The sequence below is a fragment of the Burkholderia sp. MR1-5-21 genome, from assembly GCF_053427715.1.
In genome coordinates this window covers 128,900-141,615 of record NZ_JBSAXD010000018.1, presented here as the reverse complement: position 1 = coordinate 141,615, position 12,716 = coordinate 128,900, and the positions used below count along the sequence as shown (strand labels likewise).

Genomic DNA, 12,716 nt, shown 5'->3' with positions numbered 1-12,716 from the left:
CGCGTTCATGGCGCGCTGACGCCCCGCCTGTCGTCCGAACGCGGCGCCGCAAAATTGCCGCCCGCCGCGCGCACGGCCTTGCGGCAGCCGACACATGCGCGTCACGGATACCCGCCATATGGTGCGGCAATTCGCCGCGTTTTCTTCTATGATGGCTGCAACGCGGCCCATACAAGCAAAAGAAGCGCCATCGGGCCGCCCTCGAGACGGACGCGCACACCGCGCCAAACGGAGGCATGGATGGCATGGAGACAACACCGCTGGTTCCGCCGCTGGCTGCTCGTGATCGTGTTCTGGGCCGTGCCCGTCGCGATCGTTGCCGTGCGCGAGATCCGCGAGGAAATGGCCTACAACAAGGCGGACCTGCAGCTCGCGCTGACCACGTGGGAACTCACCGACGCGCAGCGCGCCGCCGGCGCCGCCGCGCGCTGTCACGGCGATCCTGACGAAGCCCGCTCAGCCGGCTGTCCGGCCGACGTGCTGAGCGCCAACGCGCCGCGCCAGCAGGCGGCTCGCGACGAATACGTGGTGCGCCGCAACACGCTGGCCAGCTATCTGTGGCACGCGTTCGTCGGCTACTGGGTCGTGCCGGCCGCATTCCTGTTCGCATGCGGTGTCGTGATCGCGCTGATCCGCCGCGCGCTGCGGCGGCCGCCGATCAAGCCGCCCGTCACGCATTGACGCGTGCGTGCCGGCCGGCGCCCGCTTTCCGTTCCGCGCTTTCCGCCCCAACGCCCCGCCGGCGCGCCCGGCATGCCGGCGTCCGGGCGCCGGTCCGTCCGCTGGCGTGTCGCGACACGACCATCCGATTTGACGCTCTTTTGCCGCCGGTTGAAAAGCAGCTGTAATGCGCTGTGATATAACTGCCGACGTGGTCCGCTCCCTGAGCGGGACTCACTCCGAACATCATCAGATGGAGAAGAACGATGCAAAAACGGAATCTCGTGCTGAAAACCGCCGCTGCGCTGCTCGTCGGCAGCCTCGCACTCACCGGTTGCACCACGACGCCTGACAAGCCCGACACCGCCGCGACCAACGCGTCGAAACGCCAGGCGATCGACGCGAGCGTCGATGCAACGCTGTCGCGCCTGTATTCCACGGTCAAGGGTTCGCGTGAACTCGTCGCGAAGTCGCGCGGCGTGCTGGTGTTCCCGGACGTGATCCAGGCCGGCTTCATCGTCGGCGGCCAGACCGGCAACGGCGCGCTGCGCGTCGGCGGCGCGACGGTCGGCTACTACAACACGTCGTCGCTGTCGGTCGGCCTGCAGGCCGGCGCGCAATCGAAGGCGATCGTGTTCCTGTTCATGACGCAGGAAGCGCTCGACGAATTCCGCGGCTCGGACGGCTGGGCCGCCGGCGCCGGCGCATCGATCGCGCTCGTGAAGATGGGCGCGAACGGCGCGGTCGACACGACCACGGCCACCGCACCGGTCCAGGTCGTCGTGCTGACGAACGCCGGCCTGATGGGCGACGTGTCGGTCAACGGCACGAAGGTCACGAAGCTGAAGATCTGACGCCCCCAGATTGCCCGTGCGCCGCACGGGCAGCCGACATGCGCAAACGGCGATGCCCTCGCGGACATCGCCGTTTTTTTGCCTGCGCGGACCGCGTCGGGCGGATCAGGTGGTCGAATCGATCACCTTGAAGCGCGAGCGCTTCTGCGCGCGGATCACCGACTGGTAGACGTCGACGTACTGCTGCGCCATCCGGCGCGACGTGAAGCGCTCCTCGAAGCGCTGCCGCACGCGGGCGCGCGGCAGCAGGTGCAGCCGGTTCACGGCCGCGACCGCGCTGATCTCGTCCTCGACGATGAAGCCCGACACGCCCTCGTCCAGCACCTCCGGCACCGAACCGCGGTTGAACGCGATCACCGGCGTGCCGCACGCCATCGCCTCGATCATCACGAGGCCGAACGGCTCCGGCCAGTCGATCGGAAACAGCAGCGCATGCGCGCCGGACAGGAATTCCGCCTTCTGGTGGTCGGCGATCTCGCCGACGTATTCGACATGCGGCAACGCGAACAGCGGCTTGATCTCGCGCTCGAAATACTCCTGGTCCGCCGCGTCGATCTTCGCGGCGACCTTGATCGGCAGTCCGCACTGCCGCGCGATGCGGATCGCCGTGTCGACGCGCTTTTCCGGCGAGATGCGGCCGAGGAACGCGAGATAGCGCGGCTCGACGGGCTGCGGCGTATATAGCGATTCGGGCAGCCCGTGGTAGACCGTCGTCAGCCACTTCGCCTGCGGCAGCGGCTGGCGCTGCGCGTTCGAGATCGAGATCACGGGCGCCGTGTTGAACGTATCGAACACCGGCTGCTGCTCGGGCAGGTCGAGCCGGCCGTGCAGCGTCGTCACGTACGGCACTTCCTGGCGGTTGAAGACCGAGAACGAGTAGTAGTCCATGTGGAAATGCAGGACGTCGAAGTCCTTCGCGCGGCGCGCGACCGTTTCCATCAGCAGCATGTGCGGCGCGATCCGGTCGCGGATCGACGCGTCGAGCCGCAGCGCGCGCGGCCACACGGGCTCGAGCTTCGCACGCGTCGTCGAATCGCCGCTCGCGAACAGCGTCACGTCATGACCGAGATCGACGAGCGCCTCGGTAATGTAGGACACGACGCGTTCCGTGCCGCCATAGAGCTTCGGCGGCACCGACTCGGTCAACGGGGCGATCTGGGCAATTCTCATGATCCACGTCTCCAGGGGGCCGGCGCGCCGCCGGCCGAATATCTCATTATTAGCGATCCGGCTGCGCGGCACCGGCCGTCTTGCATTTTATGGGCGTTGTTACAGACCGGATACATTCCCGGGGCCGGTCGCGGGGCCCGAACGCGGCCCGGCGGGGCGCGCGTCCCGCCCGCGCGTCAGCGCGACGGCCATTTCCACGGCGGCAGGTCGCGCGTATCGGCGTCGACGAGCCTGGTCGCGCCGAGCTGCTTGCCGAGCACGAGCGATTCGCAGCCGGCTTCGCGCTCGAGCGTCGCGATCAGCCGCGCCGCGTGCGACACGACGATCACCTGCGAATGCCGCGCCGCCTGCGCGATCAGGCGGCCGAGCGCCGGCAACAGGTCCGGGTGCAGGCTCGTTTCCGGCTCGTTCAGCACCATCAGCGCGGGCGGCCGCGGCGTCAACAGCGCCGCCGCGAGCAGCAGGTAGCGCAGCGTGCCGTCCGACAGTTCCGCGGCCGACAGCGGCCGCAGCAGCCCCGGCTGGCGCATCAGCACCTCGAAGCGGCCGCGGCCGCCCGGATTGTCGATGTCGACCGACGCGCCAGGGAACGCGTCGTCGATCGTCGCGTCGAGCGCCGCGCTGTCGCCGATCTCGCGGATCGTCTGCAGCGCGGCCGCGAGGTCGGCGCCGTCGTCCGCGAGCACGGGGGTATGCGTGCCGATGTGCGATTGCCGCGCGGGTGCCTGCGCGTCGGTGCGGAAATGATCGTAGAAGCGCCACGACCGGATCCGCTCGCGCACCGCGATCATTTCCGGCGCGCCGCGCGGATCGGCGAACTCCGTCATCATGCTGTCGAAGCTCGCGACCGGCTGCGGAATGGTCTGCCAGTCGCCCGACTCGGTGCGCGCGCGGATCTGTGCGCCCTGCCGGTCGACCAGCAGCGTCGAAGGCCGCAGCAGCGCCCCGCCCCAGATGCATTCGCGCTTGACGACCGGGTCGAGCCCGAACATCGACGCGCCGTTCGTCACCGGCAACCCGAGGTCGATCGCATAGCCGAAATCGTCGCACGCGAAACCGAGCTTCAGGCTCACGGGCCCTGTGCGCACCGTGCCCGTGACGGGCGTGTCGCCGGCCAGCATCGACCGCGAGAACCGTTCGGGGCCCGCCCACAGCGTCGACGGCAGCCCGCCCTCGCGCGCGAGCGACGGGATCACGCGCCCTTGCGCGGTGTCGGCGAGCAGCCGCAGTGCGCGGTACACGCTCGACTTGCCGCTGCCGTTCGGCCCCGTGACGACGTTCAGCGCCGCGAGCGGCACGATCAGTTCGCGCAGCGAGCGATAGTTGGCGATGGCGAGGGTGTGGAGAGCCGTCATGGATCGATTCGGGTCAACGTCCGCCGGTGGCCTTCGGATCGGCCGCGGTATTGGTCACGGTATCGGCCGCCGTGCCGGCGGCGGGCACGTGCGCGTGCGCACGTCCGGCGCTCGGCGCATCCGGCGCCGACGCATGCGCAAACAGCTCCGTGCGGCTGCGCGGCAGGCACTGCGGATAATGCGCCTGGATGTACGCGATCAGCCCCTCACGCACGCGGCAGCGCAGATCGAAGCACAGCGACGAATCCGCCGCGCTGACGAGCACCCGCAACTGCATCGTGCGTTCGGTCGCATCGGTCACCTGCAGCACCTGCACGCGGCCGTCCCATTCGGGCGCCGCCTGCACGAGCCGCGCGAGCTCGTCACGCAGCGGCGCGAGCGGCGTCCGGTAGTCGACGGACAGGAACACGGTGCCGATGATCTCCGAGCTGTTGCGCGTCCAGTTCGCGAACGGGTTCTCGATGAACCACTGCAGCGGCACGACGAGCCGCCGCTGGTCCCACAGACGCACCGACACGTAGGTGCCGGTGATCTCCTCGATGCGCCCCCACTCGCCCTGGATCACGACCACGTCGTCGAGCCGGATCGGCTGCGTCAGCGCGATCTGCAGGCCGGCGATCAGGTTGCCGAGCACCGGTCGCGCCGCGATGCCGGCCACGAGACCGGCGACCCCGGCCGACGCGAGCAGGCTCGCGCCGACCTGGCGCACGTTCGGGAACGTCATCAGCGCGGCGCCGGTGCCGATGATCACGATCAGGATCATCACGGTGCGCGACAGCACGCGCGCCTGCGTATGGATGCTGCGCGCCTGCAGGTTGTCCGCCGTGTCGACCGGATGCGCCTGGATGATCGCTTCGCCGACCGCCGCCGCGAGCCGCACGAGCAGCCAGGTCAGCGCGATGATCGTGCCGACGGCCGCCGCGGTGCGCATTCCGCGCACGAACGACATCCCGTCGTCGGCCTGCAGCCACAGGAATTCGAGCGCGAGCAGCGCGAGCGTGACGAGCGACGGCTTGTCGATGTAGCGCAGCACGACGCTCATCATCGGATACGGGCGGGCGATGCGCTTGACGATGCGCGCGCCGATCCGGTGCAACGTCGCGCCGACGAGCACGACGAGCGTCGACACGATCAGCGTGCCCAGCCACGAATGCAACGGCGCATCGGCGATGCGCTGCAGTTCCTCGATTGAAATCATCGGCGACTCGGCTGCTTCGGTTCAGGAGGCGCGCACGCCTCGTGCTGGGTGCGTCGGCGACATCCGGGCGCGAGCGCGGCACGCACCCGGGCCCGGACACGGCGTCAGGTCAGTTGCCGCCCTTGCAGGGAAACGCCTTGCCGAGGCCGAGCGACACCGCGGTGCTCGCGTTGTAGTCGGCCAGCTTCGGGTTCTCCGCGATGTACTTGCGCACCGCGTCGGTCATCTGCTGCGACTTGATGTCGGGCGGCAGGCAGAAATACTGGCCGACGCGCGGCCCGGTCGTGCCGCCGATCGCGTCGATGGTGTTGTAGACGCCGTCGGCAGCGCCTTCGATGTACGCCGCGCACGACGCCCGCGACTTGACGTCCGTCTTCGCGCACAGCCGGTCGAGATCCGCGCCCGTGAAAGCTGCCGCCGTCAGCGGCACGGCGAACGCCGCGGCACAAAACATAGCCCGCAACATGGTGTTCCTTTTGTCTATGCGGCCGAAGCCGCACGCTGCGATGACCGGCGCGGCGGCACCGGGGCGCCGGCCGCGCCGATGCGGCTTACGCCTGTGCCGGCCGCACCGGAAAGCGTCATTTTGCACTCTTTTGCGCATCCGCCGGCGACGATGCGCCGACGCGCACGGTGCGCTTGGTCAGGATCTCCGTCGCATCCGGCGCCTTGTAGTGCTTCGCAAATTCGAGCGCGGTCAGGCCGAGCTGGTTCTTCACCTGCGGATCCGCGCCCTGGTCGAGCAGCAGGGTGACCGTCGACCCGTGGTTGCCGCGTGCCGCCATCATCAGCGGCGTCGTCCCGTTCGGCGATGCGGTGTCGATGTACGCGTCGTGGTCGAGCAGCACCTTGACGACCGCGTCCTGGCCGTTGGTGGCCGCATAGTGCAGCGGCGCCCAGCCCTTCTTGCTGACTTCCGCGCCCTTGTCGATCAGGACCTTCACGAGGCCGACGTCGCCATTCAGCGACGCGAGCATCAGCGCGTTCTCGCCGGCCTTGTCTTCCTTCTCGAGGTCGACGTTCGGCGCCGCGGCGAGCGCCGCCGCGACCTTGTCGGACTTCTCGCGCGCGGCGATCACGAGGAGCGGATCGCCGTTCGGCGCGAGCGTGTTCGGATCGAGGCCATTCTTCAACTGCTTGCCGATGTCGGCGATATCGTCGAACTTGACCGCCTTGACGATCGCGTCGAGCGATTCAGCGTGCGCGCCGGCGGACGCGAACAGGCCGCCCACGACGAGCGCGGCGGCGACGAGCGAGGCCACCGATGCGCGTTTCGGCAGATGTTTGATCGGCTTCGTCATTGTTGTTGGCTCCTTCCCTGGGTTGTCGGCTATTGGTTGTCGGCTGTGTCGCGCCGCGGTCAGCGGGCGATCTTGAACAGCCGGAAAAAGTTCTGTGTGGTCGCGTCGGCGAGCGCCTCGACGGCGATCCCGCGCTCGGACGCGATAAAGCGTCCGACATGGCTGACGTACGCAGGTTCATTCGGCTTGCCGCGATACGGGACCGGCGCGAGGTACGGCGAGTCGGTTTCGATCAGCAGCCGGTCGAGCGGCACGCGCCGCGCGACGTCCTGCACGTCGGTCGCGTTCTTGAACGTGACGATCCCCGACAGCGAGATGTGGAAGTTCTGCGCGAGCGCCTGCTCGGCGACCGACCACGGCTCGGTGAAGCAATGCATCACGCCGCCCGGCACGCCGGCGCGCTCCTCGGCCATGATCCGCAGCGTATCGTCGGACGATGCGCGCGTATGGATGATCAGCGGCTTGGTCGTCGCGTGCGCGGCGCGAATGTGCGTGCGGAACCGCTCGCGCTGCCATTCCATGTCCGCGATCGAACGGCCTTCGAGCCGGTAGTAGTCGAGGCCCGTCTCGCCGATCGCGACCACCTTCGGGTGCGCGGCCAGTTCGACGAGCTCGGCGAGCGTCGGTTCCTTCGCATCCTCATGATCGGGATGGACGCCGACCGATGCATACACGTTGTCGTGCGCTTCGGCGATCGCGAGCACGTCGGGCAGCGTCTCGAAATCGACGGACACGCACAGCGCGTGCGTGACGTCGTGCTCGCGCATGTTCTCGAGCACCGCCGGCAGGCGGTCCGCGAGACCCTTGAAATTGATGTGGCAGTGTGAATCGACGAACATCGCGTTTCCTGAAGACTGGTTACTTGGAGCGTCCCTGGCTCGAGCGGTGCAAGGTTGCCCAGGGTGGCCGGCCGGCTACGCGCCCGGGGCGCGGCCGGCACGCTTGCCGGCGATCGTGGGCGGATCCGCGTCGGTCGCGCCACGATTGAAGTCGGCCATCGAATATCAATCCGTAGAAGACAATCCGGCGTCACGCGAACATTTCGCGATATCCGAGAAACAGTTCCTCGAACACCAGCCGCGCGTTGAGCGGATGATTCTCGACCATCCGCTGGCGCGTCACGGCTTTCATGAGGCGCGCGAACGCGTTCGCGTCGAGCGCACCCGCGCAGCGCGCGAGCGCGGCCGCATGCGCCGGGAAATAGCGCGGCGCGCTCGCCATCCGCTGCGCGAGCAGATCGTACAGCCAGCGCTGCAGCCAGCCTAGCACGAGCGGCACCGGCAGCTTCTGCAGCGCCTCGCCGCACGCAAACGGGTCGCACCCCGCGCCGGCCGCGAGCTGGCCGAGCGTGAAATCGCGCAGCGGCCGGTTCTCGTCGCTCGCAAGCGCCAGCGCCGCGAGCGGCGCGCCGCCCGCCTCGGCGAGCAGTGCCGACGCATCGGCGACGCCCTGCGCGGCGAGCCACACGGCCGCCGCGTCCGGCGCCGGCACCGCCATCGGCCACTGTCGGCAGCGGCTGATGATGGTCGGCAGCAGCCGGTCGATGCGCGCCGACACGAGCAGGAACACGACGCCCGCCGGCGGCTCCTCGAGCGTCTTGAGGAGCGCGTTCGACGCGGCGACGTTCAGCGCCTCGGCCGGGTACAGCACGACGACGCGCGCGCCGCCGCGGTGCGAGCCGACGCCGCAGAAATCCAGCAGCGCGCGCACCTGCTCGATCTTGATCTCCTTGCTCGGCGCGCGGGTCTTCTTGCCGCCTTCGTCCGCATCCGCGGGCTTCGCGTCGTCCGCCGCACCCGGCGCTTCGCCGGCGAGCGCTTCCGGCAGCACGATCCGGTAGTCCGGATGGTTGCCCTGCGCGAACCAGTTGCAGGCCGCGCAGGTCCCGCACGGCTCACCGTTCGCCTGTGGCGTTTCGCACAGGAAGCCCTGCGCGAGATGCTGCGCGAAACGCAGCTTGCCGATCCCGGCCTGGCCATGCAGCAGCAGCGCGTGCGGCCATTGCGCGCGCAGTTGCTGCAGGCGGTTCCAGTCGTCGGTCTGCCACGGATAGATCATCTGCTTCCCTTGCCTTGTGGAATTACAGCGCGGCGAGCACGCCTTCGAGCTGCTTGCGGATTTCGGGGATCGACTGCGTCGCGTCGACGATCGCGAAACGGTGCGGTGCCTCTTCCGCGCGCCGCAGGTATTCGCCGCGGGTGCGCGCGAAAAACGCGTCGGATTCGCTCTCGAACTTGTCGGGCATCCGCGCGGCGCCGCGCCGCTCGCTCGCGACTTGCGGCGCGACGTCGAACAGCACGGTCAGGTCCGGCTGGAAGCCGCCCTGCACCCAGCGCTCGAGCGTCTCGAGCTTGTCGCGCGGCAGCCCGCGGCCGCCACCCTGATATGCGAACGTCGCATCGGTGAAGCGGTCGGATACGACCCAGTCGCCGCGCGCGAGCGCGGGCTCGATCACGAGCGCAAGGTGCTCGCGCCGTGCGGCGAACATCAGGAGCGCCTCGGTCTCGAGGTCCATCGGCTGGTTGAGCAGGATCTCGCGCAGCTTCTCGCCGAGCTGCGTGCCGCCCGGCTCGCGCGTGACGACGACCTGCCTGCCGGCCCCGGCCAGCCTTTGCTGGAGCCGCTCGCAGAACCAGCTCAGGTGGGTGGTCTTCCCCGCTCCGTCGATGCCCTCGAACGTGATGAATTTACCGCGCGCCATCTATTGACCTCGTATGTATTTGTCCACGGCCTTGTTGTGATCGCCGAGCGTGTCCGAAAACACGCTCGTGCCGTCGCCCTTCGCGACGAAGTACAGCGCGCCGGTGGCCGCCGGATTGATCGCCGCCTGCAGCGCCGCGACGCCCGGCAACGCGATCGGCGTCGGCGGCAGCCCGCGCCGGGTGTACGTATTGTAGGGAGTGTCGGCCTGCAGATCGCGCTTGCGCAGATGGCCGTCGTACGCGTCACCGAGCCCGTAGATCACCGACGGATCGGTCTGCAGCGGCATGCCGATGCGCAGCCGGTTCGCGAACACGGCCGCGACGAACGCGCGGTCGGCCGCATGCCCGGTTTCCTTCTCGACGATCGACGCGATCGTCAGCGCTTCGTAAGGCGTCTTGTACGGCAGCCCCGGCGCGCGCGCGACCCATGCCTCGTCGAGCCGCGTCTGCATCAGGCGATAGGCGCGCCGGTAGATGTTCACGTCGCTCGTGCCCTTGTCGAACAGGTAGGTATCGGGGAAGAACAGGCCCTCGCCGCTGCCGCGCTGCACCTCGCTGTCCGGCGCGCCGATCGCGCGCAGCAGGTCGGCGTCACTCATCCCGGCCGTCGAGTGCACGAGGGCCGGATTGGCGTCGAGTTCCGCGCGCATCCGCTTGAAGGTCCAGCCCTCGATCACCGTCGCGACGTATTCGTTGACGTCGCCGCGCGCGATCTTCTGCAGCACTTCGTACGGCGTGATGCCGGTCTTGAATTCGTAGTTGCCGGACTTGAGCTGGCTCGACAGCCCGAGCACGCGCGTCATCATGACGAAACCAAACGGCGCGACCGGCACGCCGCCGCGCTTCAGCTGCTGGGCGACGCTCTTCACGCTGCTGCGGGGTTTGATCGTGACGTCGAGCGACGCGGCGTCGAGCAGCAACGGCCGGGTCGCCCAGTAATAGGTGCCGCCCACGCCGGCGGCGGCCACAAGGACGGCCAGCGCCGCGAAGGTCGCGGCGCATTTCTTCAGTAGGGACAGCACAATAGGCAGTTGAAGTTAAAGCGGTAAAACACTGATTTTTAACGAAAAGTCTCGCGCCGGTCAGCCTTGAGACTTTGCCACGTTGGTGGAATTTTGGGGACGTTGAGCCCTGTATTGTATCGGTGTGGGCACGGTTTGGTCACCGCACCTTCCGCCCATCCACATTCTCACTGTCGAGTCGCCTTGCCTGTGCCGGTTCATTCGATGACTCTGTAGCTTCTCTGTATGGCTGCATACAACAGCATCTTGGTGCTAGCGATTGCCAACACATTGCCATACTCTATGAACTCCTTCCGTCAAACTGACAGCGAGCACAATGAGCATCTCGGGTCCGAGTCTCACCTTCGCGACCATATGCCAGGATTCAAGCATATGGTTCTCCGCATACAAATTCGGATGGGGCTACGGTGCGTTTGCTGTGCCCGGCGCCATAGTTTGCAGCCAGCTTGGCGCCGCCGACACGACCCCACGGCAATTGCTGTTGGCGTTTGAGCTCGGCAAACAACGAATCTTGCTCGCCGTTACGCGACGCGGACCGGCCACCAACGGCGAGCGAACATATCTCGAGGCATCCGATTTCTATTTCGGGCGAGCTGGCACATTTGGCTCAACTACCGTGGCTGCCATCTCATCGGCCGGATAGCGCTGCAGCATCGCGCGCGCCGCGTCGACGTTCTTCGCGTGTAGCCATTCGTCGCAGTCGGACGGCTGTGGATTGACGATCGAACGATTCTCATCGCCCGGCTTGGGCATGTGCTTCATGACCGGATGCTCGCCGGCGTTCACCGTCGGCGTCGCCATTGCCAGCACTTCGGCGCCGGCCTGGCATCCCATTCCCTTGCATTGCGTCAGCAACGAGATCCGTCTATTGATCCAGGAGGTCATGCGGGGCGCGACGAGCGCATCGGATCGGGACATCAGCAAGACGTCGGATTCGGTCAACCTTTTGGCGAATGGAAATGGGCGCCCTTCGTATTCTGGCCGGTGATCCCAAGAGGCATCCGGCGACCAATCCTGGCGAGAAAATGAATACAGAGAACACTCCACGACGTAACGCGACCCTCGACTTGATACGGTCACTGGCCGCCGCGGAGGTAGCCATCGGTCACATGCGCGACCTCGTAATGTTCGACTTTGTTTCTGGCGGGTTCGCCGCGAAGGCCTTTTACCTGCTGACGGCATTCGGAAAACTGGCCGTCATCGTATTCTTCGTGCTTTCTGGGTATTGGGTCGGCGGATCCGTCGTCAGAGACGTACGCCGCAATGCTTGGTCGTGGTGACCTGCCCCCTTCATATGGGCCAACGGGCTTCTAGCAAAGTCCTTTTAAGCGAGCGAGGAAAACTCACTGACGTATCGGACGGTTACACACCCTCCAACACGCCAGTCCAGATCCCGGCGGTCTCGTCAAACGCGTCGTATTCGTGACTGCCGCCAACACCAAACCAACCGTTTCTGATGGCGTGGCTGATTGCCCTTCGGCAGATTTCCTCGAGTCCATCATCTTTCGCGTGGGTCCAGAGTTTCCCGGGCAAAGGGATGCTGAACCAGGTATCACTGAAATCGTCGAATGCGCTGAATTGAATATTGGTCGAAAAGCAATCGTCTCTACAAACGACACCGACATGGAATCCTCGCGCATCGCCGTTGACATCTACTTCGAAGAGATAACCTGGTGCGAAGAGTTCGATCATTATTTTGGTCACTCACCTGTATTCGCGTCGTGACGATCGTAGCAGCAGGGACCGGGCTATCTTTATCAAAAGCTGTTTCGCTGGCGCCAATCTCTATGCCACCAAGCAACAGCAAGGCAGCCGTGGCGATCGTCGCATCGGAGAACGACCCATTTGTCTCAAAACCTAGTCAGTTCGCGCCATCGCTGGTGGCGGCGGAAACTTCCATGTCGCGAGCGCGCGCGAATCCTTCACTTCGTTATGGGATAGCCTCAATGCGGTGCGCGGCTGCGGCCGAGACGCGAACACGTGGGTATGGGTCATCGACTTTGCGGTGTCGGACAACGCTAAAGATCGCCCTCGTCAATTTTGATCACGAACGGATCGGGCACTGCAACAGGGCCAGAGGGATCGTAGTTTTCGAGGTGTTTCGAGACTATCTCGCGCACGCGTCTTTCGATTCTGGTCTGTTCACTGACATCGCTACGCTCGTAACGATCAATCGCGTCGGAATCGATGACGACCACCAATGGCGCATTGCGTCGCGGCGCATCATCGGAGCCGACAACCTGCCATTCAACAATGACATGATTGCCTCGACTCCCCTCCTCGAACTCAACGTCGGGCGGAAAGTCGTCATGCAGCACGAACTCCAACCACTCAGATTCGCGAGACATATCGGCCTCCTCGACGGCGAATGCAGCAATCGTAACAGCACCTGCGTTACAGCAGCCCACCGTCGCGCGCGCCGCTCGACATACCCATCATTTCGCGCGGGCCGGC

General features: G+C 66.4%; 15 protein-coding genes. 4 read left to right on the top strand and 11 right to left on the bottom strand.

What is annotated here, in order from left to right:
- Positions 1–240 precede the first annotated feature (240 nt).
- Together ACV229_RS23955 and ACV229_RS23950 are read left to right on the top strand one after the other, a co-directional pair.
- Positions 241–681 carry a hypothetical protein gene (locus tag ACV229_RS23955; protein WP_448085577.1) on the top strand — a complete coding sequence of 147 codons (441 nt, stop codon included), beginning with the start codon at positions 241–243 and terminating at the stop codon, positions 679–681.
- 245 nt (positions 682–926) lie between these two features.
- A complete protein-coding gene (locus ACV229_RS23950; protein WP_448085576.1) occupies positions 927–1,514 on the top strand; it encodes a BPSL1445 family SYLF domain-containing lipoprotein in 588 nt (195 codons plus the stop codon).
- A 105-nt stretch (positions 1,515–1,619) separates the two neighbouring features.
- On the opposite strand, the gene ACV229_RS23945 is transcribed toward ACV229_RS23950, so the two are convergent.
- The 10 genes from ACV229_RS23945 to ACV229_RS23900 all read right to left on the bottom strand — a co-directional run bounded on the left by ACV229_RS23945 (position 1,620) and on the right by ACV229_RS23900 (position 11,204).
- Positions 1,620–2,684: a glycosyltransferase family 4 protein gene (locus ACV229_RS23945; protein ID WP_448085575.1), complete on the bottom strand. Its 1,065-nt coding sequence runs from the start codon at positions 2,682–2,684 to the stop codon at positions 1,620–1,622.
- Between the two features lie 176 nt (positions 2,685–2,860).
- Positions 2,861–4,039 (bottom strand): AAA family ATPase, encoded by a 1,179-nt coding sequence (locus tag ACV229_RS23940; RefSeq protein ID WP_448085574.1) that lies wholly within the window; start codon positions 4,037–4,039, stop codon positions 2,861–2,863.
- A gap of 13 nt (positions 4,040–4,052) precedes the next feature.
- The gene (locus ACV229_RS23935) at positions 4,053–5,237 is read right to left on the bottom strand and encodes a mechanosensitive ion channel family protein (protein ID WP_448085573.1); all 1,185 of its coding nucleotides are present in this window, start codon (positions 5,235–5,237) and stop codon (positions 4,053–4,055) included.
- Between the two features lie 109 nt (positions 5,238–5,346).
- Positions 5,347–5,703 (bottom strand): Rap1a/Tai family immunity protein, encoded by a 357-nt coding sequence (locus ACV229_RS23930; RefSeq protein ID WP_448085572.1) that lies wholly within the window; start codon positions 5,701–5,703, stop codon positions 5,347–5,349.
- 115 nt (positions 5,704–5,818) lie between these two features.
- Positions 5,819–6,538 carry an ankyrin repeat domain-containing protein gene (locus ACV229_RS23925; RefSeq protein ID WP_448085571.1) on the bottom strand — a complete coding sequence of 240 codons (720 nt, stop codon included), beginning with the start codon at positions 6,536–6,538 and terminating at the stop codon, positions 5,819–5,821.
- A 59-nt stretch (positions 6,539–6,597) separates the two neighbouring features.
- Positions 6,598–7,377 (bottom strand): TatD family hydrolase, encoded by a 780-nt coding sequence (locus ACV229_RS23920; RefSeq protein ID WP_448085570.1) that lies wholly within the window; start codon positions 7,375–7,377, stop codon positions 6,598–6,600.
- A 190-nt stretch (positions 7,378–7,567) separates the two neighbouring features.
- Positions 7,568–8,596 (bottom strand): DNA polymerase III subunit delta', encoded by a 1,029-nt coding sequence (locus ACV229_RS23915; RefSeq protein ID WP_448085569.1) that lies wholly within the window; start codon positions 8,594–8,596, stop codon positions 7,568–7,570.
- A gap of 22 nt (positions 8,597–8,618) precedes the next feature.
- Positions 8,619–9,239, bottom strand: coding sequence for a dTMP kinase (tmk, locus tag ACV229_RS23910; protein ID WP_448085568.1), 621 nt, complete (start codon positions 9,237–9,239; stop codon positions 8,619–8,621).
- A complete protein-coding gene (mltG, locus tag ACV229_RS23905; RefSeq protein WP_448085616.1) occupies positions 9,240–10,259 on the bottom strand; it encodes an endolytic transglycosylase MltG in 1,020 nt (339 codons plus the stop codon). It abuts the gene before it with no gap.
- A 582-nt stretch (positions 10,260–10,841) separates the two neighbouring features.
- Positions 10,842–11,204, bottom strand: coding sequence for a hypothetical protein (locus ACV229_RS23900; protein ID WP_448085567.1), 363 nt, complete (start codon positions 11,202–11,204; stop codon positions 10,842–10,844).
- Between the two features lie 17 nt (positions 11,205–11,221).
- Between ACV229_RS23900 and ACV229_RS23895 the strand changes: the two genes are divergently transcribed.
- Both ACV229_RS23895 and ACV229_RS23890 read left to right on the top strand, forming a co-directional pair.
- A complete protein-coding gene (locus ACV229_RS23895) occupies positions 11,222–11,542 on the top strand; it encodes a hypothetical protein (RefSeq protein ID WP_448085566.1) in 321 nt (106 codons plus the stop codon).
- Positions 11,543–11,684: 142 nt separating this feature from the next.
- Positions 11,685–11,987 carry a hypothetical protein gene (locus tag ACV229_RS23890; RefSeq protein WP_448085565.1) on the top strand — a complete coding sequence of 101 codons (303 nt, stop codon included), beginning with the start codon at positions 11,685–11,687 and terminating at the stop codon, positions 11,985–11,987.
- Between the two features lie 293 nt (positions 11,988–12,280).
- Here the strand turns inward: ACV229_RS23890 and ACV229_RS23885 are convergent, their stop codons facing one another.
- A complete protein-coding gene (locus ACV229_RS23885; protein ID WP_448085564.1) occupies positions 12,281–12,610 on the bottom strand; it encodes a hypothetical protein in 330 nt (109 codons plus the stop codon).
- Positions 12,611–12,716: the final 106 nt, after the last annotated feature.